Here is a 21,676-nt window from a genome sequence, read left to right on the forward strand (position 1 = left end):
CAGAAAGTAATCACGGGTCCTGACCAGGGGAAACCCGGCCCCAGCTCGATGTCGACAGGGCACGGGGGTGTTCGTCGATGCCCCACAGGAGCCGGTGGCGGCCCACGTACTCCGCCACCGGTTCCTCTGGCCACCGCATCTCCTCCTCCGGCGGAAGTTCTTCCGCGGTTTCCATTGAAACTGTGGGATCCTCGAGACCTGCCGCAGTTTCAATGGAAACCGCGGGAATCCTGGGGCCAGCCGCAATTTCGCGAGAAATTGCCCATCCCCCGGGTGAACGTCAATTTCTCGCGAAATTGACACGACTCCGGGTGAACGCCGCCGGGCGTTCACGTGGTGGGGATGCGGGTGAAGGGTTTGCGCCACAGCAGGGCATAGCGCCAGAAGAGGCGGCGGCGTACCTGGGCCCCGGGGAGGATTTGCGCTGCCGCGACGTGGATTTCGTGCTGACGCAACAACCACGGGTGGTAGTGAGCGTTGTGATCCCAGACCAACGCCCGAGGCAATCGAAGCCTGATCACACTCGCATGGTAACGATCATCTGGCTGGGCAGTTTTACCTGAAACTGCCCAGCCTGGCCCCCACCGTTCGCGTTTCAGCCCGCGTGGACCGGGCGAACCGCCGGGCCACCGACTGATCACTCGAACGGGCGCATTCGGAGCAAATGCGGGATTCCAGCGCGGTTTCGGATTCCTAGTCCGAGCTGTAGAGGTCCGGATTGCCAGCAAGCGCGGCCACCATCGCCGCGCGTGAACAAACGCCTAGCTTGATGAAAATTCGCCGCATGTGGGCGGAAACCGTGTAGAGGCTGATGTCCAGCACCGCCGCTATCGAACGGTTGGTGTAGCCGAGGCCGACCATCCGCGCGATCTCCCGCTCCCGCGGGCTGAGGACCTCGTCGACCTTCGGCACAACCGGCAGCAACAGGCAGCGCATGCCGAGCTCCGTCATGTCCAGCAACGGTTTTCGCCCCACCCTGGGCGATCCGTCGAGCTCGCCGACCCGCCGCACCAATGCGCGCACCAGGTGCTGCACCAGTTCGTCCGAACCGAGGTCGTCGCGCCGCTCCGGCCCCCGCCACGGCGGTTCCGGTTCGGGCGATCCTCGGTGGATTCGCGGAATTGACGCGGCAGTCGAATCATTCGGCATGTACCGGCCTCCCCAGTCCCGGCCGCGGACGGCGGATCGCGCCGCCTCACAACGGCCCGTTCCCCCTTCGCAGGCCGGTCACGGTTTCGCCGCGGCGCATACCAGCAAAGCCAACATCGACCGTCCGCGCATCGTCGATTCGAGTGACATCCAGGTCAACTAACCCGGACGGTGGGCACTTGAACGTGCGACTAGCACCCGAATGCTCGCTTGCCTTGGACTGTTCGCACGCGCTCACCGACGGCCGGCTCCCGAAAACGCCGCCGGACGCGGTGCAGGACAGGAGGATCCGCCATGAGTCGCTACCGAGCCGTCGACGGCGAGCTGGAGGACGAGCTGGCCCGCGAACTGGAGGACGAGTTCGAGGATGAGGACGAACTGGAGGACTTCGCCCAGGAGTTCGAGGACGAGCTGGAGTTCGAGGACGAGTTCGAAGACGAGCTGGAGGGCCTGGTCCGCGAACTGGAGGACGAGCTGGAGCTGGAGTTCGAGGACGAAGACGAGGACGAGGACGAACTGGAGGCCGAGTTCGAGCAGCTGGTCCGCGAACTCGAAGCCGAGTTCGAGGACGAGGACGAGTACTTCGCCGACCCGGTCCGCCGCGTCTACTCCGACGCCGAGACGATGGCCAAGCTCGCCTTCGAGGCCGAGCGCGCCGAAACCGAAGCCGAGGTCGAAGGTTTCCTGGGGGCGCTCGCACCGCTGGCGATGAGCCTGGCGCCGAAGGTCTTGCCACTGGCCAAGAAGTTCGCTCCAAAGATCATCAAGGGCGTCACCTCGATCGGCAAGAAGTTGTGGCGCAGCCCCACCACCCGCAAGATGGTGCGCCAAGTGCCCAAGATCGCCGGGCGCACGGTGCGGGACATCGGCCACCGCTACGCGAACGGGCAGAAGGTCACCGGCCGGCACATAGCCCGCTCGCTGGCCGGGCACACCGCCGACGCCATCGGAGGCGGCCGGGGCCGACGTCGTCGCTCGGCCAACCGCCGGGGACGCAGGCCCGCCGCCAGTCCGGTCCGCCGGACGAACCGGGCGACCCAGGTCCGCCGGGCGCAGGCCGCCCGCTCGAGGACGGCCCGCGCCCGCAGCGCCGGCAAGGCCCGTAGTCGGGGGAAGGGCCGTGGCCGCCGTCGCTGAGCTGCGGTCGGCGCCGGCGCGCGCCCGGCCGACCCGGCGACTCGATCGCGGAACAGAACGACTGCTAGCCGACTGGGTGCGCATCCAGGCCACCAACGTCGAACGGCACCTGGGCGCGCTGCGGCCGTTCAGCTGGGCGGAGTTCGGCGACCCGGCCACCGGGCCCAGCCGGGCGCACCTGGTGGCCGTCAACGAAACCATGTCCACCCTGCGAGAACCGCTCCACGAAGCAACCCGCGCGGTCCGCCGCGCGGCGGAAGCCGCCGCGGCGCATCCGGATCCGCGCCGGTTGCGGGCCCTGCTGGACGCGAAGTCCCGGTCGCAGCGCTGGGTGCGTGACACCGAGCGGCTTTGGGACTTCTACCTGGAGCTGTTCAACCAGCGGCAGAGCACGTTCGCCCCGTGGCTGGTGGCGGCCGACCGCATCGCCCTGGACTGCTATCAGTACGCCTACCTAGGGATCGGGCGCTGGCGTTCGATCCCGACGCCGCCGCCATTCTGCTACCTGGAACCCAGCCACGGCCCGGCGACGTCTCGGCGCGGCATCCCGCTGCAACGACTGAGCAACCGGCTGAACCCCTTCCCGCTGATCCAGCTGCCCTACCACCGGCTGGTCAACCCGTGGACGCTCGGCGCGGTGCTGCACGAAGTCAGCCACAACCTGCAGAACGACCTCGGGCTGGCGAGGGCGATCCCGATGCAGGTCGCGGCCAGGTTGACCGAGCTCGGGCTGCCGCCCGCGGTTGTGTCGGTCTGGGTGCGCTGGAACCGGGAGACGTTCGCGGACCTGTCCGGCCTGCTGCTCGGCGGGCCGCTGGTCGTGGGCTCGCTGTTCGACGTGATCGCGCGGGACCGGCGGCAGACGATGAAGTTTCGGCGCGCGGCGGTGCATCCCGTGCCCTACCTGCGCGGGAAGCTATCGATCGAGCTGCTCGCCCGGATGGGCTTCGCGGAGCGCGCCGGGCAGCACGCGGGGGCCTGGCGCGCGATGTACCCGCGGGCCGAGCTGCCCGGCGCGCCGCGGGCGCTGCTGGCGACCGCGGACCGGGCGATCCCGGCGGTGGTGGACGCGATGTGCTTCACCTCCTTCCCGTCGCTGGGAAACCGCAGCCTGTCGCGGGTTCTGCGGTTCGAGCCGAAGGAACAGCGGATGATCGAGGAGGCCGCCGTGCGATTAGCCGACGGCGTGTCACCCGGTGTGGTGCCGGAGAGGTTCCTGATCGGCGCCGTCCGGCACGCGCTCGAACAGCGGATGGCACCGCCGAAGCGGTTGGTGCGGTTCTTCATGGAAGAGCTGGGGAGGCGAGCGCGATGACCTTGCGCGGCGAATTCCCCGTCTTGGCGAGGGAACTCCGGCGGTTCGCGGCCGCGTGGCGGGCGCTGGAGGTCACCGTGGTCGAGGACCGCCCGACCGGCGAGAGCCCGGCGGTGTCGGACCGGCTCGCCGAGGTCGTCACCGACGGCACCGCCGACCTGCAACCGGCGCTGCGCGCGGTTCGAGACCGGGTCGACGCCGATGTCCTCCACACCACGGCGCTGGCGCTGCTGCGCATGCAACGGCGGCTGGACGACGAATTCCGCTGCCACCACGCGGCAACGGACCTCGCGCGAGCGGTGCAGTGGCGCGGGCCGGAATGGCTCAGTTGGGCGCGCAGCATCCGGTCCGGTGTGGACGGTCGTGTGGATTCGTTGCGCAGCACGGAGGACACCATGCTGCGGTGTTGGCGCGAGACAGCCGAACTCGCGGTGCGGTTCGGCATCAAGGGGAACTGCGAGGGCAGGCGATGAGCATCACCAACGACGGCCGTGTCAACGACGACCGGGGCGCCGCGCTGCCGCCGGCCCAGGACATCGACAGCGCGTATCCGCTGATCACCCGGCACGACCCGCCGTGCTGCGAGCGCCCCGGCGACATCGCGAACAAGGCGATCTGCGACGTGCTGGGCTGGAAGTGGCGCGACGGCGACACCAAGGGCTTCACCGCCGCGCTGACCGGGAGCTTCGAGCTCAAGCGCGTCGAGGGACACACCGAAGCCAAGTGGACGCCACGCGGCTACGCGATCCAGGCCGACCTGGGTGCGGTCACCGGCGGGCAGGCGTCGCTGGCCGCGCGGGCACGCAGCGCCATCAAGGACGCGACCGCGCTGCTCGACTCGCTGAAGCCGCTGCGAGCGGGCTCGGATCCGGAGAATGGCGAGGGATTCCGCAGCCTGGTGCGCCACGAGCTGGAGGAGATCCGCAAGGAGCTGGAGAGCCCGCTGCTGCGGGTCCCGCGCGTGGATCAGCTCTTCGTGCTGCTGCTCGGGAACCCGGGATCCGCGGTGGACCCAGACCTGGTGCGCGGGCACCTCGGGGAGCTGCGCAACGAGTTCGGGCTGATCGGCGGCCTGGTCAACACCATCGAAGAGGAGCGGGTCCAGACCTCATTCATCACGCTCGTCGACTGGGTGCTGTCGCTGTACCGCGGCTGGCTGGACGCCCGCGGCCGGATCGACCCGTTCGCGCAGCCCGAAACCGGGCAGGCGCCGTTCTTCGGCCCCGCTGTCGTGGCGCTGTCCCAGCTGCTTTCGGCCGCCGCAGTGCAGACCGAAGAGCTCGTCGCGGCGTTGAGCTCGGTGAGCATCCACCGCGGCGACCGCGAGGTGCTGCGCATCCCCGATCCGGACGGCGGCTCGATGTCGCTCGGCGGATTGCTGCGCTGGACGCACGACTTCACCTGCTTCGAAGGCCGCAAGCTGATCGAAGTCGCGGGAAAGGACGGCGTGGACAGCGCGTTCCTGCAGGTCGCCGAGCGGTTGGAGCGGCTCGTCGGCAACCTGCCCAGGCGCTCCGACGACGACAAGCAGGACGTGCCGGGCAACTACCGGGCGACGTTGCCGCCGGGGTTCTTCAGCTTCCGGGTCCAGCGCGCGGTCGACGAACTGCACGACCACCTGCAGGAGATCGTGCGGGTAGCCCGGCCGATCCGGCACGGCGCGAAGCCCGCCGACCCACCTGGACCGCCTGCACCATCTGCACCGCCTGCACCGCCTGCACCGCCTGCACCGCCTGCACCGCCTGCACCGCCTGCACCGCCTGCACCGCCTGCACCGCCTGCACCGTCTACACCACCTGCACCGCCTGGACCACCTGGACCGCCTGCACCACCGCCGGATTCTGGGCCGAAACCACCGGATCAGCCGCCGCCCGGAACCGCGCCCACCGATCCCCCGCCGGTGGGGCCGAGCGCACCGGCCGTGGCACCCGCGCCGGCAACCACCACTACGGCTGCCCCGATCTCGACGACCGATCCCGCGGCCAAGCCGCGCAGCCAGCGCAAGCGTCCCGAGCCCAAGCCCGCCCCGCGGCCGGAATAGCGGTCCGCCCGCGCCCCGCACGGAGGAATGATGGCCACCGAAAAGCAGTACCGGGAACTGTTCGACCGGGTCGCCGCGCTGCGCAGACAGGTCGCCGGCAACCTGTCGAACGAGCTGGGCAGCAATCCCCAGGTCGGCGAGGCGATCCTCAAACAGATCGACGACATGCTCTTCGCCGTCGAAACCGAGGCCCAGAACGAGCCCCGCCCGGCCGACGGCGGCTTCGCGCAGCTGGTGGGCCTCGGCGACGAGTCGGCCGGGGACCTCGGCGCGACGCGCATGCCGCACGGCATCGAGACCTACGACGAAACGATCGCGTCCGAACGCATCCTCGCCGTCGGCGACCTCTACTACCTGTACCAGCACGAGAGGATCGGGTTCTTTCGCGTCGTGCAGAAGATGCAGGAGCTGTTCCAGCGCGGCACGATCCGGCTCTCCGACGGGCCGGGCGCGTTCGGGCTGTACCGGTTCGACCGGCGCGACGTGCTGCGCTACACCAAGCGCGACCGGATCAGCGCCTACCGGCGGGTGCTCGGCTACGGGCGCGGGCAGGGCTCGGCGAACTCGCGGCCGAACACCGACTTCCACCGGTTGTTCGTCCAGTTCAACAACCAGGTCGCGCTGTTCTGGCGGGACAAGCGGATCTCCGACGTCATCCGGGAACGGGCGCACGACATGGCCTTCGGCAGCATGGCCGTGGTGCGGCGCAGCGGCCTGGACCTGCGCAACAACCTGAAGTTCACCTCCTACGGCCACCTGAACGTGCTGCGGGTGGAGGTCATGCAGCTGCTGGAGGAGTGCTTCCAGATCCTCGACGCCGAGGACGTCAAGGACCTGTTCGGCGCCGCGAACGCGTGGGATGTGGTGGACGAGGTCCTGATCCGCTACTTCGACGATAAGCTGGTCACCTCGCCGCGGCAGCGAATGGCGGTGACCGGCCGCAACGTCCTGCGCTGGTTGGCGGCGCCGCACATCCTGGAAACGACGCGCTCGGAGTTCGAGGCGCTGCTGCTGGAGATCGCGGAACCCGCGGAGGAGTGGATCACCTCGGCTCAGTCCCTGCGCCTGGCGGACCGCACGGGCTCCAAGCAGCTGCTCCCGTGGGACCGCCAGCAGCCGGCAGGCGTCGCGACGCCGTCCCGGGGCGACCGCCCGGAACCGGGCCGCAGCAACCAACCGGCCCTGGCCCGCCGAGCTCGCCTCAACGGCCACCCCAGGTGACCGCCGGACCCCAGTTCAAGACCCGTGAGCGCTTTTGGGTGCCATAGCCCCCAGAAGCGCTCACGGGCATCGTCCTGCGCGAATACCCGGGTGGAGCGCCCGACCAGATGAAATCCACGCCGCGTGGCGTGATCACTCCAGTCGCAGCGGCGGTGCGGGGTTGGCGCTTAGACTCCGGGCATGGCACAGTCGCCACCCCTGTCCGAGCTCACCGAGCTCGCCATGTCCGAGCTCGCCGGTGCCATCCGGGACGACCGGTCGTTGCGCCGGTTCCTGCACGGCCTACCCGGCGTCGACCAGGTCGGGTTGGAGCAGCGGGCCGCCGGCCTCGCGACACGGAGCATCAAGAAGGGCGCGAAGCGCTGGGCGATCGACACCGCGATCTCGGTGATCGACCTAACGACGCTGGAAGGCGCCGACACCGAGGGCAAGGTCCGCGCGCTGTGTGCCAAAGCCCGCCACCCCGACCCGGAGCGGCCGGACACCCCGCAGGTCGCGGCCGTCTGCGTCTACGCCGACATGGCCGCCACCGCGGTCCGGGCCCTCGACGGCACCGGCATCCAGGTCGCCTCGGTCGCGACGGCGTTCCCGTCCGGCCGCTCGGCGCTGGCGGTGAAGCTCGCCGACGTGGAGTACGCCGTGGCCGCGGGCGCCGACGAGATCGACATGGTGATCGACCGCGGCGCGTTCCTGGCCGGCCGGTACGGGCAGGTCTTCGAGGAGATCCAGGCCGTCAAGGCCGCCTGCGGCGACGCGCACCTGAAGGTCATCCTGGAGACCGGCGAGCTCGCCACCTACGACAACGTGCGCCGCGCATCCTGGCTCGCGCTGCTCGCGGGCGGGGACTTCATTAAGACTTCCACCGGCAAGGTCTCCCCGGCTGCGACCCTCCCGGTGACGCACCTGATGCTCCAGGCGGTCCGCGACTGGCGGGATTCCACTGGGCAGCTGCGCGGCGTCAAGCCCGCGGGCGGGATCCGCAACACCAAGGACGCGATCCGCTACCTGGTGGCCGTGCACGAGATCGCCGGCCCGGAGTGGCTGACCCCGAAACTGTTCCGATTCGGCGCGTCCAGCCTGCTCGGCGACTTGCTGATGCAGCGGCACACCCAGCTCGACGGCCACTACAGCGGCCCCGACTACGTGGCGGTGGACTGATGATCGATAGCCCGTGGGAGTACGCACCGGCGCCGGAGTCACGGGACATCGCGAACCTCAAGCCCAGCTACCGGATGTTCGTCGACGGCAAGTTCGTCGACGGCGGCGGCGAGCCGCTGAAGAGCATCAACCCGGCCACCGAGGAACCGCTGGCCGAGGTCTCCAGCGCTTCGGTGTCCGATGTGGACGAAGCGGTCCGGGCGGCGCGGCGGGCCTTCGACGACACCTGGTCGACGATGCCGGGCAAGGAACGCGCGAAGTACCTGTTCCGCATCGCCCGGCTGATCCAGGAACGCGGCCGCGAGCTCGCGGTGCTGGAGTCGCTGGACAACGGCAAGCCGATCAAGGAGTCGCGGGACGCCGACATCCCGACCGCCGCGGCGCACTTCTTCCACCACGCCGGCTGGGCCGACAAGCTTGGCTACGCCGGCTACGGGCCCGACCCGCGGCCGCTCGGCGTCGCCGGGCAGGTCATCCCGTGGAACTTCCCGCTGCTCATGCTGGCCTGGAAGATCGCCCCGGCGCTGGCCTGCGGCAACACCGTGGTGCTAAAGCCCGCCGAGACGACGCCGCTGACCGCGCTGGTGTTCGCGGAGATCTGCCAGCAGGCCGGGCTGCCGCCGGGCGTGGTGAACATCGTGCCCGGCGCCGGTGACATCGGCGCCGCGCTGGTCGCGCACCCCGGCGTCCACAAGGTCGCGTTCACCGGCTCCACCGAGGTCGGCAAGCAGATCCAGCGCAGCGTCGCGGGTTCCGCCAAGTTGCTGACGCTGGAGCTCGGCGGCAAGGCCGCGAACATCGTCTTCGACGACGCCCCGCTCGACCAGGCCGTCGAGGGCATCGTGAACGGGATCTTCTTCAACCAGGGCCACGTCTGCTGCGCAGGCTCGCGGCTGCTGGTGCAGGAGTCGATCGCCGACGAGCTGCTCGAGAAGCTGCGGATCCGGGTCCAGACGTTGCGGGTCGGCGACCCGCTGGACAAGAACACCGACGTCGGCGCGATCAACTCCGCCGAGCAGCTGGCCAAGATCACCGAGCTGGCCGCTAGTGGCGACGCCGAGGGAGCCCAGCGCTGGACCAGCCCGTGCCCGCTGCCGGAGAAGGGGTTCTTCTTCTCCCCCACCGTGTTCTCCGACGTCCAGCAGTCGATGCGGATCGCCCGCGAGGAGATCTTCGGGCCGGTGCTCTCGGTGCTGACCTTCCGCACCCCGGCGGAGGCCATCGCCAAGGCCAACAACACCCCGTACGGCCTGTCGGCCGGGATCTGGACCGAGAAGGGGTCCCGGATCCTGTGGGCGGCGCAGCGGCTGCGGGCCGGTGTGGTGTGGGCGAACACCTTCAACCGGTTCGATCCGACCGCCCCGTTCGGCGGCTACCAGGAATCCGGCTTCGGCCGCGAAGGCGGACGCGCCGGTTTGGAGGCGTACCTCGATGTCTGACAACCGCACCCCGGAGCGGCTAGCCGTGGCCAAGACCTACAAGCTCTACATCGGTGGTTCGTTCCCGCGCTCCGAGTCGGGCCGGGTGTACCCGGTGCACGACCGGCAGGGCGCGTTCCTGGCCAACGCCGCGCACGCGTCCCGCAAGGACGTCCGCGACGCGGTCGCCGCCGCGCGCAAGGCGTTCGGCGGCTGGTCCGGCGCTACGGCCTACAACCGCGGCCAGGTGCTGTTCCGGATCGCCGAGGTGATGGAAGGCCGACGCGAGCAGTTCGCCGCCGAGATCTCCGCCGCGGAGAGCCTGTCCCGCAAGCAGTCGCGGTCCACTGTGGATGATGCCGTGGACCGGATGGTCTGGTACGCGGGCTGGACCGACAAGATCTCGATGGTGCTCGGCGCCGCGAATCCCGTTGCGGGGCCGTACTTCTCGTTCAGCATCCCGGAACCGACCGGCGTGGTGGGAGTGCTCGCGCCCCCGGATTCCTCGCTGCTCGGCCTGATCAGCGTGGTGGCCCCGGTGATCGCGGCCGGAAACACCTGCGTCGTGGTCGCCAGCGCGGACCGGCCGCTGCCCGCCGTGACCTTCGCGGAGGTGCTGGCGACCTCCGACGTGCCAGGGGGCGTGGTCAACGTCCTGACCGGTCAGGCCGCCGAACTCGCCCCCTGGCTAGCCGCCCACGCCGACGTCAACGCCCTGGACCCGACTGGCGCGCCAGAAGAGCTGCGCGCCGAGCTCGCCAAGACGGCAGCGGACACGGTCAAGCGCGTGCTGCCGGTGCGCGGCGAACCGGACTGGACCCGGGAGCCGGACCTCCAGCGCCTGCGCGCCTTCACCGAGGTCAAGACCGTCTGGCACCCGGTCGGCACCTGACAATCGTGAGGTCCGCAATTTCAATGGAAATTGGACCGACCTTCGATTTCAATGGAAATTGCGGACCTCGACCGCCGTGTCCTTGACAGTAGGCCACGCGCACTCGCGATCGGGTCCGCGGGTTGGGTGATCGTTCGTCCGTGGCCGGGCGAGTCGAATCAGCTGATCTGCCAGTCGAGTCGGCCGTCCTCGGTCACCGTCGGGTAGCTGTGGCCCGCCGGGACTCCCTCGGTCAGGGCCCGGTGGACGTCGGCGAGCATCGACGTGACGTCCTTCCACTCCGGCCTCAGCACCTGGGCCGCCTCCTGCTCCCACTCCAGCACGCAGCCCGCCAGCGGTCCCGGCCGCAGGTCCACCACGAGCTCGTCCGCGAAACCATCACCGGCGATCGGGATCCACGACGGGTGGAAGCTGGAGCCCGGCGAGCCCGCGTAGTAGTCGCAGGCCGGCCGCTCCCACTGCGCCGTCCAGTTCTCGCGGTGATCGCGCCAGGACTGGAGCGCCTGCGCCGCGCTGTAGGGCGTGTAGAAGGGTGGCAGGACGTCGGCCAGCACATCGGTGCCGGTGCCACCGCAGCACGTCCACAGCTCGCGCAGTTCGGCGGGCAGCTCGACGGCGAACTCTGCCGCCAGCTCGGCGAGGTCGGGCGTTTCGGGGGGACGCAGGGCGGCTGCGGTGACCGGGGCGTGCTCCGCCAGCCAGAGCACGATCTTCGTCCACAGCTCCGTGACATCCATTCCGACCATGATCGTCGGGAACTCACCAGACCGGTACCGCCAACCGGGACCCGACAGCCGGGTGCGGGCCGTCACTACGCCGAAGGGCCCAACTCTGCTTGGGCCACAGCTGCGCATCCGAGTGATGATCGTTACGAACTGTTCCGTCGAACGTTGCTTTCGAGGGGCTCGATACGGTGACAGCCGGACCGGGGAACACGCTGTGAACGCGGAGCCCGTAGGCTTCCGCGAGGTCTGGTTCGGTGACCGGAGGTAGAGAGATGGCGCAGGACATCGTCCCCATCGAGCTCGGGCTCCCGCAGGGCGACGTCGTCACACTGTGGGCACCGCGTTGGCGCGAGGACGGCGAGGAATGGGAGGCATTCCTCGGACACGAGGACGACCTCTACGCGTTCCCCGATGCCGCGCGCCTGGCGGCGTTCGTGCGTACCGCCGAGGAGCACGACCTCGACGACCACCCGGCCTGGCACGTGGTGCCTGCCCTGTCCGCGGTCGAACTGAGCCCGGACGAGGACCACCAATACGACCTGGTCGGCGTGCCCGAGCTGGTCGCCGAGCCGATGGACACCTGGACCATCAGCGAGCTGGCCGACATCGTTGAGATCGCCCGCTCGCTGGCCGACGTCTGCGAGCTGGACGCGGTGCACGACGTGCTCGACGCGGCCGACGGTTTCGCCATGCTCGACCAGGGCACCTTCGCGTTCTCCGGCAAGGACGGGCAGCGTCGCTGGACCGACCTGTGCCAGGTCGTCGTCGAGCGCTGGGACGAGCTGCTGGATGCCATCGACGCCGTAGTCACCACTCCGGACGTGCCGGCCGACGCGGTCGCCACGGCGGAAACCGAGCTCGCGGAGGCGTTGGAGGCCGACGCCGAGGAAGAGGCCGGCGCCGCCGAAGCGCCCGAGGTCGACGACATCGAAGAGGTCGAGGTCGGCTTCTGGGGCGAGGTCGGCATCGACCCGATCCGGATCATCACTGGCACCGGCGAGCACTACTCGCTGCGCTGCTACCTCGACGACGACCCGATCTTCCTCGGCACGGGCGGCAAGATCGACGTGTTTCCCTCGCCACGCGCGCTGGCCCGGTTCCTGGCCGACGACGCCGCCGTCGAGGACACCGACCTGGCCCGGGTCGCGACCTGGTCGCAGGTCCAGGAGCGGGCCACCGCGGGCGAGCTGCAGATCGACGTCGACCCCGAGAACACCTACGTGCTGACCGGTCTGGACGCCGACCTCGGCGCCGGACCGTCGGAAGTGGACCCGACCCAGCTGGACCTTGCCGAGGAACTACTGATGGACGCGGCGACGTGGGCTGGCGACGACAGCATCGAGCAGGCGTTGCAGCCTTCGGAGCGGCTCGGCTGGCTGGTCTCCTTCGTGCTGCGTCCGAGCCCGAACCGGCTGCCGCCGAGCGCCCCGTTCGACGCCGAGGTCGCGACGTGGCGCAAGCTGGTGGAGGCCTTGGAAGAGCGGTTCCGCACGCACTGAGCCGCACCGGATTCATTGTGCTGGGCGGCGATTTCGCGCGAAATCGCCGCCCGCTCCCGGTCCGGCGGGTCTCAAACCGCCTCGGCGAGCAGTACTCCCGGTGCCGCTAGTCGGCGGCGGGTGGGTTCGCCCGCGCACACCTGGGAATAGGACTCCCGCAAGCCTTTCCGCGCTCGGTAGGCGAGCGCGGCGGCGCTGTTGCGGCTGATGCCGAGCTTTCTGCTGGCGTCCGCCGTCGTCAGGCGCGCGGCCCTCCATGCGCCACAGGACGCGCCGCCAGCGGTGCGGCAGCCGGGCGAATCGCCGCCGCGCTCGCGCGGATCGTGAATCGCATTCAGACTTGGCAGTATCCACGGCCTCCGCTGCACGCGATCCACGGCCTCCGCCGCGTGCGCACCCGGCTCGGCGGCGGTCGCACGTCATTCCAGCAACGCTGCGTAGCCCGGCTTGATCAGATCATCGATGATCTCCAGCCGCTCATCGAAGCCGATGAACGCCGACTTCATCGCGTTCACCGCGAACCACTGCATGTCCGCCCACCCGTAGCCGAACGCCTCGTGCAGGGCGGCGAACTCGCTGGACATCGAGCAGTGGCTCATCAGCCGGTTGTCCGTGTTCACCGTGACCCGGAAGCGCAGCTTCGCCAGCAGACCGATCGGATGCTCGGCGATCGACTTGGTGGCCCCGGTCTGCAGGTTCGACGACGGGCACATCTCCAGCGGGATCCGCCGGTCCCGGATGTAGGACGCCAGCCGACCAAGGTGCACCGAGCCGTCCTCGTCGACCTTGATGTCGTCGACGATGCGCACGCCGTGCCCGAGGCGCTCCGCGCCGCAGTGCTGGATCGCCTCCCAGATCGACGGCAGACCGAACGCCTCACCAGCGTGAATGGTGAAATGCGCGTTCTGCTGTCGGAGATATTCGAAGGCGTCCAGGTTCCGGGTGGGCGGAAATCCCGCTTCCGGACCCGCGATGTCGAAGCCGACCACCTCGGAGTCGCGATACCGGACCGCGAGGTTCGCGATTTCCGCCGACCGCGCATTCTGCCGCATCGCGCACAACAAGGTACCGATTCGGATACGTTTTCCCGCGGCGGCGGCGCGGCGTTCGCCATCCCGGAATCCGCCCTGAACCGCCTCCACGATCCGGTCGAGCGTCAGTCCCTGTTCCTGGAACAGTTCCGGGGCGTAGCGGATCTCCGCGTACACCACCCCGTCCGCGGCCAGATCCTCGACGCACTCGGCGGCGACCCGGGCCAGCGCCTCCTCCGTCTGCATCACGGCGACGGTGTGCGAGAAAGTCTCCAGATAGCGTTCCAGCGACCCCGAATCAGCCGCCGCGGCGAACCATCTTCCCAACTCATCGGCGTCCTCGTGGGGCAGGCCGGAGTATCCCGCCGCCCGCGCGAGATCGATGACGGTCCGCGGCCGCAGGCCGCCGTCGAGGTGGTCGTGCAGCAGCACCTTCGGCACCAGCCGGATCGTGTCCAGGTTCACCGGAGTCGACATGCAGCCACGTTACAGCGCGCCGACTAAGAGCTCACGAAAAGCTACCAACCGGCAGCCGGGAGTAACCCCGGATACGTCCGGCTTTCCGGCCACGTTCAACCGGACGGCCGTCCCTAAAAACTCACCCAGATGGACGCAATCAAGACTCTTACATCATTCAGCGGCACCTCCATTGGACTTTTTGGCCTAATAAAACGAGACCGATCGGAGCCAAGAACGTCTTGATGATCACGCTATGTATCGGGGGGTGCCTGGGAACGCGGGAACCGACTAGCTAGGCTCCTGGAGTCCTCACCCCCCTCGACGAAGGACGCCCCTAGCCGTGACCGAGAACATGTCGTTCGACCGCATGCGCAACATGCTCACGCGTGCGGCTGAGATCCGCGAGAGCGAGCAGCAGCAGATTTTCGACGCCCTGGACGAAATCCACGCCCGGCTGTCGCCGCTGGAGTCCCTGGGCTCCGTGCGGAAACGCCTGTCCGAGCTGCCCGACCGCACCGAGGTCAGCGTGCTCGCCGAACGACTCGACGAGGCACTGGCCAAGCTGGAAGGGCACGACGGCGCGCTCGTCGACCTGAAGAGCGCCGTCGACGGCTTGGTGGACAAGCTCGCCAAGCCGTTCGCGCAGCTGGACGGGCGACTGGACGGCGTGGCGGGCCGGATGGACGGCGTCTCCGGCCGCATGGACGGCCTGGAGGACAAGCTCGGCCACATCCACAAGCGCCTCGACGAGCTCGGCCTGCACCTCGACAAGCAGGACGGCCGGCTGGAGGCACTGCCGTCGGCGGTGCACGGCCCGGTGCGCGAGCGCATCGACTCGCTGGAGACCAGCCTGCGCGGCCGCTTCGCCGAGATCGACGAAGGCGTGCACGAGCACCTCGACGGCACCCGCGAGGCGCTGCAGCGCGCGGTCACCGACTCCACCGCCAACGCCCAGAACACGCTCGCCGAAGCGGTCTCCGGCACCCGCGATCAGCTGGACGCCAAGCTCGACCAGCTCGCCGCGCGTCCTGCCGTGGACCCGACCGACCGGCTGGACAAGCTGGCCGAGCGTCTGGAGCAGCTCACCAACCGGCTGGACCAGGTCTCCGGTCACCTCACCCAGGTCGAGGACAACGTCAACACCCGGATCGACAACGTCGAACAGGGCTTCACCAGCCGCCTGGACAACGTCGAAGAGGGCGTCAAGAACGGCCTCGGCGAGCTCGGCGGCACGCTGTCGAAGAACCTGTCGCAGCTGTCCGGCACGCTGTCCTCGCGTCCCGACGGCGACGCGCTGGGCGCCCTGGTCCGCGAGGCCAACGAGGAGAGCGAGCGGCGGCACGCCGGTCAGCTCGACGAGGCGATGGCGACGTTCGCGGAGCTGATCCTCGGCGGCAGCGCGCCGTCCGCCCCGCCGCCGCCCACCACCCTGCCCCGGCAGCAGCGCCGAGGCCGGTCCAAGAGCGCGAAGCGCGACACCGACAAGGCCCTCACCGCAGACGGCGAAGACGACTTCACCGCCGAAAGCGCCTGAGAAGCCCGCGCGACCGGGCCGCCCGATCAGGGTGGCTCGGTCGATACGTGGCCCGCAGCCACCCGATCCAGGATCAGCGGCGTCGACACCTCGTCGGCGCCGCTGATCTCGTATGCGCCCACCAACGCATTCTGGGACCGGGCAATGGTTTCCGGCCGGTCGGTGTGCAGTTCCAGGAGCGGCTGGCCCGCCGTCACGCGCTCACCCGGCTTCGCCAGGCACAGCACGCCTGCGGCGTGCTGGACGTCGTCCTCCTTGCGGGCCCGCCCCGCCCCGAGGCGCCAGGCCGCAACCCCGACCGCGTACGCGTCGAGCTTCGCCAGCGTCCCGGTCTCGGGCGCGGTCACGACTTCGACATGCTCGGCGCGCGGCAACGCTGCCTCGGGGTCGCCGTCCTGGGCCTTGATCATCCGGCACCACGAGTCGTACGCCCGGCCGTCGGCCAACGCCTCGGCCGGGTCCACATCGGACAAGCCCGCGTGGTCGAGCATTTCGCGGGCCAGGTCCAGCGTCAGCTCCACCACGTCCGGCGGCCCGCCGCCGCGCAACACCTCCACGGCCTCGGCCACTTCCAGCGCATTGCCGACCGCGCGGCCCAGCGGAACCGACATGTCGGTGATCAGCGCGCTCGTGCGCAGACCGTTGGCGGTACCGATGTCCACCAGCGCGGCGGCCAGCTCCCGCGCCTGGTCCAGGTCCTTCATGAACGCGCCCGAACCGCACTTGACGTCCAGCACCAGCGACTGCACGCCCTCGGCGATCTTCTTGCTCATGATCGAGCTGGCGATCAGCGGAACCGATTCGACCGTGCCCGTCACATCGCGCAGCGCGTAGAGCTTGCGGTCGGCCGGGGCCAGCCCCTCCGTCGCCGCGCACACCACCGCGCCCACCTCGTCGAGCCGGGCCCGGATCTCGTCGGCCGACAACCGGGCCCGCCAACCCGGTATCGACTCCAGCTTGTCCAGAGTGCCGCCGGTATGGCCGAGCCCGCGCCCGGAAAGCTGCGGCACCGCCGCGCCGCAGGCGGCGACCAGCGGAGTCAGCGGCAGCGTGATCTTGTCGCCGACACCGCCGGTGGAGTGCTTGTCCACAGTGGGCCTTCGAACCCCGTCCAGCACCAAGGTCTCGCCGGAGGCGACCATCGCCGCCGTCCAGCGAGCCGTCTCCGCCGGGGTCATGCCGCGCAGCAGCACCGCCATCGCCAACGCCGCCATCTGCTCGTCGGCGACCTCGCCCCGGGTGTACGCGTCGATCACCCAGTCGATCTGCTCGTCGCTGAGCCGCTGCCCGTCGCGCTTCGCGCGGATCACGTCAATCGCGGAATGCACCTTCGCCACCTCCACAGCCCGTAGGAATCCTCCGCCTATATAGAGAAACGAACCCCATCAACAGATACACCCCAAACGGGTGATCTTCACGAAAATTGGTGCGCACGACCAAGATTTCGCAACTTACCCGTACGCGATGTGGATTTCGACGTCCAGTCGGAGCACATTCCCGCCGCCCAGAGCGGGGCCTCGCGACTGCGGTCCGGTCCAGCAAGGAAGATCGGAGGGCTGCCGTGAGCTCCTGGACGCCCGTCTCTACCAGATCGACTTGGCGATCGATTGCTAACTGCCTCCGGACATGCGTAAGGTCAGGGTCCCGGTCTGCCCCGGGAAGCACCTGACCTTGCGACTCGCCCGACACCCACGATGCCGAGCTCTCATGGACATCATACACGGCTTGACCAACGGCCGCCTAAAGCTCGAAGGCGTCGGGGAGGACTTCCCGCATCGGGAGGATTCCGCTGGGGGTGTCGACCAGGCAGTCCGGGCCGCCCAGTTCGAAGAGGAGTTGGCGGCAGCGGCCGCACGGCATCAGCAGGTCACCCGTTCCGCTTCGGCAGGCCACCGCCACGAACCGGCCTCCGCCGGTCAGACGCAGTTGGCCCGCCATGGTGCACTCCGCGCACAACGTGAGGCCGAAGGAGCCGTTCTCCACGTTGCAGCCGGTCACCACTCGACCGTCGTCGCACAGCGCCGCCGCTCCGACCTGCAACTTCGAATACGGGCAGTACGCCAGCGCCGCGGCTTCCACCGCCGCGGCGCGCAGCGCCTCCCAGTCCACAGTGGACGACATCTAGTCCTCGCCTCTGCGGTACTGCAGACCGTTCGCCTCTGGTGGTCTTAGTCGTTGCGATGCCGCCGCGAGCACCACCAGCGTCACCAGGTGCGGGGTGTAGGCGGTGAGTTCCTCGGGCAGCGAGTCGGTGTACCAGTACACCGCGTACATCACCGCGGCTGCGACCAGCGCGAGGCCGGCTGCGAACCAGCTGCGCCGCCACACCTGCATGGCCGTGACCACCACCAGCAGCAGCGTCGCACCGTAGAACAGCGCGTGCACGCTGGTCTCGCCGCTGCGCAGCTGCAGGCCGTCGGAGTAGCCGAACAGCGCCGCGCCGCCGAGCAGCCCGCCCGGCCGCCAGTTGCCGAAGATCATCGCCGCCAGGCCGATAAAGCCCCGGTTGTTGGTCTGGCCCTCGAGGTAGCCCGCCTGACCCGGGTTGAGGATCAGCGCCGCGCCGCCAAGCCCTGCCAGCGCACCGGAGATGATCACCGCGATGTACTTGTAGCGGTAGACGTTCACACCCAGCGACTCCGCCGCGACCGGGTTCTCGCCGCAGGACCGCAGCCGCAGCCCGAACGGCGAGCGCCACAGCACCAGATAGCTCACCGGAACCAGCAGGTAGGCCAGCATGGTCAGCGGCGAGACTCCGGAGACCAGGCCGCCGAGGATGCCCGCCGCGTCGGAGACGCCGACCCGCTGCAGGTCCTCCAGCTCCTGCAGCCAGCCGGCCACCGGCTGCATCGAGTAGGTGTCGAACTTCGGCACCGGCGGCGACTCCCGTGGGTTCCGCGAGATCGGCTCGAACAGCAGCGTCGACAGGTACTTCGCGGTGCCCGCGCCGAGCAGGTTGATCGCCACACCGGACACGATGTGGTTCACCCCGAAGGTCACCGTCGCCACCGCGTGCACCAGACCGCCGAGGGCGCCGAACACCGCCGCGGCGACGAGCCCGGCCAGCGGCCCCCACTGGTAGCCGGCCCAGGCACCGCCCCAGGTGCCCAGGATCATCATGCCTTCCAGGCCGATGTTGATGACCCCGGAGCGCTCCGCCCACAACCCGCCTAGGGCGGCCAGCAGGATCGGGATGCCCAGCCGCACCGCCGCCTGCACGGTGCCGGACGAGGTCAGCTGGGGTACGCCGGTCTGGTACGAGGTGATCGACACCGCCAGGAAACCGACCGCCACCCACAGCAGGACGCGGGCCCAGCCGGGCATCCGGCGGCCGAGGCCGGTTTTCCGGTCCTCCGGTGCCGATTTGGTCACGACCGCGGTCATGCCCGCTCACCTCCGGTTCCGGCGGCGGCCGGGGTGGCCACGGTGCCCAGCGCGCGCCCGACCCGCCGCCGCTCGGCGGCGAGTTCGCGGCGGCGCACCAACTCGTACGCGACGACGACCGACAGCACGATCGCGCCCTGCAGGATCGTTACGATCTCCTTGGGCACGCCGATGTTGTCCAGCGTCAGCGAACTCTTGTCCAGGAAGGACCACAGCAGCGCGCCGAAGGCGACGCCGATCGGGTGGTTGCGGCCCAGCAGGGCGATGGCCAGCCCCGCGAAGCCGTAGCCGGCCGGAAAGTTGATCATGAAGGTGTGGTCCCGGCCGAGGATCTCCGGCAGCCCGGCCAGGCCGGCGATGGCACCGGAGAGCAGCATCGCGGACATGATCATGCGCTTGGAGTTCACCCCGCCGGCCACGGCTGCCGTCGGCGACAGGCCAGAGGCGCGCAGTTCGAAGCCGTAGCGGGTGCGGTCCATGAGCACCGCGTACCCGATGCCGACCAGCACCGCCAGCAGCACCAGCCCGAACACCGTGCCCGAGCCACCCAGCGGAATCCCGGGCACCAGGCCGCTGCCTGGGATGATCTCCGTGCCCTGGGTGTTACCGCGCATCTCGCCGAACGTCCGCACCAGGAAGGCGATTACGCCGATGGACAGGGTGTTGAGCATGATCGTGGAGATCACCTCGGACACCCCGCGGTAGACCTTGAGCACCGCCGCGATCCCGCACCACAGCGCGCCGGTGACCGCGCCAACCACCACGACCAGCGCGGCGTGCAGCCCGAACGGCAGGCTCACCGCGCCGCCGACGATCGCCGCGACGCAGGCGGCCAGCCGGCACTGGCCCTCGATGCCGATGTTCAGCAGGTTCATCTGGAATCCGATCGCGGCCGCGATCGCCACCAGGTAGTACGCCCCCGCCGTGTTGACGATGTCCACGGCGGTCGTGCCGCGGCCGACCTGCGCGATCATCTCCGCCAGCGTCGACAGCGGGTCCGCGCCGGAGACCAGCAGCACCACGCTGCACAGCACCGCCGAGAAGACGATCGCCAGCGCTGGCGGCAGCAGCCGCGCCCGCCAGGTGTTCATGCCGCCTCCCCTGCACCGGTCATCGCCGCGCCGAGTTCCTCCGGGGTCACCGAGCGCGGGTCGGCCGTCGCGACCAACTGCCCCCGGAACATCACCCGGATGGTGTCGGAAAGGCCGATCAGCTCGTCGAGGTCGGCCGAGATCAGCAGGACCGCGAGGCCCGCCGACCGGGCGGCGCGCAGATGGCCCCAGATGCCCGCCTGCGCACCGACGTCCACGCCACGTGTCGGGTGCGCGGCGATGAGCAGTGCCGGGTCGCCGGAGAGCTCCCGGCCGACCACGAGCTTCTGCTGGTTGCCGCCGGACAGCGCGGCCGCGTCCACGTCGATGCCGGGGGTGCGGACGTCGAACTCCTCGATGATCCGCTGGGTGTCGGCCTTCGCGCCCGTCCGGTCCAGCCAGATCCCGTGGGCCGTCGGCCGGCGCGTCTGGTGGCCGAGGATCCTGTTGATCCACAACGATTCGTCCAGTAGCAGGCCCTGCCGGTGCCGGTCCTCCGGCACGTAGCCGATGCCCGCTTCGCGGCGCGCCAGCGTCGACAGCCCGGTCAGGTCGCGGTCGCCGAGCGAGAGCCGGCCGGTGGTGACCGGCCGCATGCCCATGATCGCCTCGACGAGCTCGGTCTGGCCGTTGCCCTCGACACCGGCGATGCCAACGACCTCACCGGCCCGCACCGTCAGGTCGATGCCGGCGAGCAGCGTCCGGTCCTGTTCCGATGCGGACAGGCCGGTGACGACGAGCACGTCGCGATCGAGCACCGTTGACTCGCCGTGCTCGGGCACCGGCAGTTCGCTGCCCACCATCATCTCGGCGAGCCGGCGGCTGGTGATCTCCGCGGCCGGGACGGTGCCGACCGTGGTGCCGCGCCGCAGGACCGTGATGGTGTCGGCGATGGCCCGCACCTCGTCGAGCTTGTGCGAGATGAACAGGAACGTGAAGCCCTGTTCACGCATGGTGCGCAGGGTGGCGAACAGCTCGTCCACCTCCTGCGGGACCAGCACCGCGGTCGGCTCGTCGAGGATGATGATGCGTGCACCCCGGTACAGCACTTTGAGGATCTCCACCCGCTGCCGGTCGGCCACGCCCAGCCGCTCGACCAGCACGTCCGGGCGCATTTCGAACCCTGCCTGCTCAGCGAGCCCGAGCACCCGCCGGCGGGCCTTCGCGCCGATGCCGTGCTCGTCTTCGGCGCCGAGGACGATGTTCTCGAGCACGGTGAAGTTGTCGGCGAGCATGAAGTGCTGGTGCACCATGCCGATACCGGCGCGAATCGCCTCGGCCGGCGTGCGGAAGCGGACTTCCTCGCCGCGCACGCGGATCGTGCCGGAGTCCGGGGCCTGCATCCCGTAGAGGATCTTCATCAGGGTGGACTTGCCGGCCCCGTTCTCGCCGCACAACGCGTGCACCTCGGCGGTTCGCACCGAGAGATTCACGTCGGAGTTGGCGACCACGCCGGGGAAGGTCTTGGTGATGCCGGTCAGCTCGACGGCCAGGGACCCGGTTTCGCCGGGTCGGCCGCCGGAATCCGGCTCAGTCGAGGTGTTCATGGGGCTCCGTGGGACGTCGGCACGGGCAGCGAACCAGCTGGACGCTCAACAATGGACGGTTTCGGCACAACCGTG

General features: G+C 69.6%; 19 protein-coding genes. 10 read left to right on the plus strand and 9 right to left on the minus strand.

Annotated features, from left to right (window positions below):
* Positions 1-10: 10 nt before the first annotated feature.
* A complete protein-coding gene (locus ACRXBZ_RS15150) occupies positions 11-175 on the minus strand; it encodes a hypothetical protein (protein WP_433879668.1) in 165 nt (54 codons plus the stop codon).
* Positions 176-693: 518 nt separating this feature from the next.
* Positions 694-1,149: a helix-turn-helix transcriptional regulator gene (locus ACRXBZ_RS15155; RefSeq protein WP_433879669.1), complete on the minus strand. Its 456-nt coding sequence runs from the start codon at positions 1,147-1,149 to the stop codon at positions 694-696.
* 294 nt (positions 1,150-1,443) lie between these two features.
* Here ACRXBZ_RS15155 and ACRXBZ_RS15160 point away from each other — a divergent pair, with 294 nt between their 5' ends.
* From ACRXBZ_RS15160 to ACRXBZ_RS15195, 8 genes are all read left to right on the plus strand, one after another.
* Entirely contained in the window at positions 1,444-2,286 is an 843-nt protein-coding gene (locus ACRXBZ_RS15160) for a hypothetical protein (protein ID WP_433879670.1), read from the plus strand.
* Positions 2,270-3,601 (plus strand): hypothetical protein, encoded by a 1,332-nt coding sequence (locus tag ACRXBZ_RS15165; RefSeq protein WP_433879671.1) that lies wholly within the window; start codon positions 2,270-2,272, stop codon positions 3,599-3,601. The genes ACRXBZ_RS15160 and ACRXBZ_RS15165 overlap by 17 nt, the downstream gene beginning before the upstream one ends.
* Entirely contained in the window at positions 3,598-4,074 is a 477-nt protein-coding gene (locus ACRXBZ_RS15170) for a hypothetical protein (protein ID WP_433879672.1), read from the plus strand. Before ACRXBZ_RS15165 ends, ACRXBZ_RS15170 begins: the two co-directional genes overlap by 4 nt.
* Positions 4,071-5,642, plus strand: a complete 1,572-nt coding sequence (locus tag ACRXBZ_RS15175; RefSeq protein ID WP_433879673.1) for a hypothetical protein — start codon at positions 4,071-4,073, stop codon at positions 5,640-5,642. The genes ACRXBZ_RS15170 and ACRXBZ_RS15175 overlap by 4 nt, the downstream gene beginning before the upstream one ends.
* Before the next feature lie 30 nt (positions 5,643-5,672).
* On the plus strand, positions 5,673-6,863 hold the full coding sequence (locus tag ACRXBZ_RS15180) for a hypothetical protein (protein ID WP_433879674.1): 1,191 nt from the start codon (positions 5,673-5,675) through the stop codon (positions 6,861-6,863).
* A gap of 180 nt (positions 6,864-7,043) precedes the next feature.
* On the plus strand, positions 7,044-8,021 hold the full coding sequence (deoC, locus tag ACRXBZ_RS15185; protein ID WP_433879675.1) for a deoxyribose-phosphate aldolase: 978 nt from the start codon (positions 7,044-7,046) through the stop codon (positions 8,019-8,021).
* Positions 8,021-9,460 carry an aldehyde dehydrogenase family protein gene (locus tag ACRXBZ_RS15190; protein ID WP_433879676.1) on the plus strand — a complete coding sequence of 480 codons (1,440 nt, stop codon included), beginning with the start codon at positions 8,021-8,023 and terminating at the stop codon, positions 9,458-9,460. Before deoC ends, ACRXBZ_RS15190 begins: the two co-directional genes overlap by 1 nt.
* Positions 9,453-10,331 carry an aldehyde dehydrogenase family protein gene (locus ACRXBZ_RS15195; RefSeq protein ID WP_433879677.1) on the plus strand — a complete coding sequence of 293 codons (879 nt, stop codon included), beginning with the start codon at positions 9,453-9,455 and terminating at the stop codon, positions 10,329-10,331. The genes ACRXBZ_RS15190 and ACRXBZ_RS15195 overlap by 8 nt, the downstream gene beginning before the upstream one ends.
* 158 nt (positions 10,332-10,489) lie before the next feature.
* Here ACRXBZ_RS15195 and ACRXBZ_RS15200 read toward each other — a convergent pair whose 3' ends face one another.
* Positions 10,490-11,068 (minus strand): SMI1/KNR4 family protein, encoded by a 579-nt coding sequence (locus ACRXBZ_RS15200; RefSeq protein WP_433879678.1) that lies wholly within the window; start codon positions 11,066-11,068, stop codon positions 10,490-10,492.
* 260 nt (positions 11,069-11,328) lie between these two features.
* On the opposite strand from ACRXBZ_RS15200, the gene ACRXBZ_RS15205 reads away from it, so the two are divergent.
* Complete coding sequence (locus ACRXBZ_RS15205) at positions 11,329-12,555, plus strand: SatS C-terminal domain-containing protein (RefSeq protein ID WP_433879679.1); 1,227 nt, start codon at positions 11,329-11,331, stop codon at positions 12,553-12,555.
* Between the two features lie 419 nt (positions 12,556-12,974).
* On the opposite strand, the gene ACRXBZ_RS15210 is transcribed toward ACRXBZ_RS15205, so the two are convergent.
* Entirely contained in the window at positions 12,975-14,063 is a 1,089-nt protein-coding gene (locus tag ACRXBZ_RS15210) for an adenosine deaminase (protein WP_433879680.1), read from the minus strand.
* 322 nt (positions 14,064-14,385) lie between these two features.
* Between ACRXBZ_RS15210 and ACRXBZ_RS15215 the strand changes: the two genes are divergently transcribed.
* Positions 14,386-15,579, plus strand: a complete 1,194-nt coding sequence (locus ACRXBZ_RS15215; RefSeq protein ID WP_433879681.1) for a hypothetical protein — start codon at positions 14,386-14,388, stop codon at positions 15,577-15,579.
* Between the two features lie 26 nt (positions 15,580-15,605).
* Here ACRXBZ_RS15215 and ACRXBZ_RS15220 read toward each other — a convergent pair whose 3' ends face one another.
* The 5 genes from ACRXBZ_RS15220 to ACRXBZ_RS15240 all read right to left on the minus strand — a co-directional run bounded on the left by ACRXBZ_RS15220 (position 15,606) and on the right by ACRXBZ_RS15240 (position 21,601).
* Positions 15,606-16,907, minus strand: coding sequence for a thymidine phosphorylase (locus ACRXBZ_RS15220; RefSeq protein ID WP_433879682.1), 1,302 nt, complete (start codon positions 16,905-16,907; stop codon positions 15,606-15,608).
* Between the two features lie 412 nt (positions 16,908-17,319).
* A complete protein-coding gene (locus tag ACRXBZ_RS15225; RefSeq protein WP_433879683.1) occupies positions 17,320-17,700 on the minus strand; it encodes a cytidine deaminase in 381 nt (126 codons plus the stop codon).
* Positions 17,701-18,963, minus strand: coding sequence for an ABC transporter permease (locus ACRXBZ_RS15230; RefSeq protein ID WP_433879684.1), 1,263 nt, complete (start codon positions 18,961-18,963; stop codon positions 17,701-17,703). It abuts the gene before it with no gap.
* Positions 18,960-20,054: an ABC transporter permease gene (locus tag ACRXBZ_RS15235; protein ID WP_433879685.1), complete on the minus strand. Its 1,095-nt coding sequence runs from the start codon at positions 20,052-20,054 to the stop codon at positions 18,960-18,962. The genes ACRXBZ_RS15230 and ACRXBZ_RS15235 overlap by 4 nt, the downstream gene beginning before the upstream one ends.
* The gene (locus ACRXBZ_RS15240) at positions 20,051-21,601 is read right to left on the minus strand and encodes an ABC transporter ATP-binding protein (protein ID WP_433879686.1); all 1,551 of its coding nucleotides are present in this window, start codon (positions 21,599-21,601) and stop codon (positions 20,051-20,053) included. Before ACRXBZ_RS15240 ends, ACRXBZ_RS15235 begins: the two co-directional genes overlap by 4 nt.
* Positions 21,602-21,676: the final 75 nt, after the last annotated feature.

The sequence above is a fragment of the Saccharopolyspora hattusasensis genome (assembly GCF_050972075.1).
Classification (GTDB): domain Bacteria; phylum Actinomycetota; class Actinomycetes; order Mycobacteriales; family Pseudonocardiaceae; genus Saccharopolyspora; species Saccharopolyspora hattusasensis.

Excerpts from the sequence above, each read along its gene's own strand:
- ACRXBZ_RS15150 (WP_433879668.1), bottom strand. The coding sequence starts at position 175 with ATGGAAACCGCGGAAGAACTTCCGCCGGAGGAGGAGATGCGGTGGCCA.
- ACRXBZ_RS15155 (WP_433879669.1), bottom strand. The coding sequence starts at position 1,149 with ATGCCGAATGATTCGACTGCCGCGTCAATTCCGCGAATCCACCGAGGA.
- ACRXBZ_RS15160 (WP_433879670.1), top strand. The coding sequence starts at position 1,444 with ATGAGTCGCTACCGAGCCGTCGACGGCGAGCTGGAGGACGAGCTGGCC.
- ACRXBZ_RS15170 (WP_433879672.1), top strand. The coding sequence starts at position 3,598 with ATGACCTTGCGCGGCGAATTCCCCGTCTTGGCGAGGGAACTCCGGCGG.
- ACRXBZ_RS15175 (WP_433879673.1), top strand. The coding sequence starts at position 4,071 with ATGAGCATCACCAACGACGGCCGTGTCAACGACGACCGGGGCGCCGCG.
- ACRXBZ_RS15180 (WP_433879674.1), top strand. The coding sequence starts at position 5,673 with ATGGCCACCGAAAAGCAGTACCGGGAACTGTTCGACCGGGTCGCCGCG.
- deoC (WP_433879675.1), top strand. The coding sequence starts at position 7,044 with ATGGCACAGTCGCCACCCCTGTCCGAGCTCACCGAGCTCGCCATGTCC.
- ACRXBZ_RS15190 (WP_433879676.1), top strand. The coding sequence starts at position 8,021 with ATGATCGATAGCCCGTGGGAGTACGCACCGGCGCCGGAGTCACGGGAC.
- ACRXBZ_RS15195 (WP_433879677.1), top strand. The coding sequence starts at position 9,453 with ATGTCTGACAACCGCACCCCGGAGCGGCTAGCCGTGGCCAAGACCTAC.
- ACRXBZ_RS15200 (WP_433879678.1), bottom strand. The coding sequence starts at position 11,068 with ATGGATGTCACGGAGCTGTGGACGAAGATCGTGCTCTGGCTGGCGGAG.
- ACRXBZ_RS15205 (WP_433879679.1), top strand. The coding sequence starts at position 11,329 with ATGGCGCAGGACATCGTCCCCATCGAGCTCGGGCTCCCGCAGGGCGAC.
- ACRXBZ_RS15210 (WP_433879680.1), bottom strand. The coding sequence starts at position 14,063 with ATGTCGACTCCGGTGAACCTGGACACGATCCGGCTGGTGCCGAAGGTG.
- ACRXBZ_RS15225 (WP_433879683.1), bottom strand. The coding sequence starts at position 17,700 with ATGTCGTCCACTGTGGACTGGGAGGCGCTGCGCGCCGCGGCGGTGGAA.
- ACRXBZ_RS15230 (WP_433879684.1), bottom strand. The coding sequence starts at position 18,963 with ATGACCGCGGTCGTGACCAAATCGGCACCGGAGGACCGGAAAACCGGC.
- ACRXBZ_RS15235 (WP_433879685.1), bottom strand. The coding sequence starts at position 20,054 with ATGAACACCTGGCGGGCGCGGCTGCTGCCGCCAGCGCTGGCGATCGTC.
- ACRXBZ_RS15240 (WP_433879686.1), bottom strand. The coding sequence starts at position 21,601 with ATGAACACCTCGACTGAGCCGGATTCCGGCGGCCGACCCGGCGAAACC.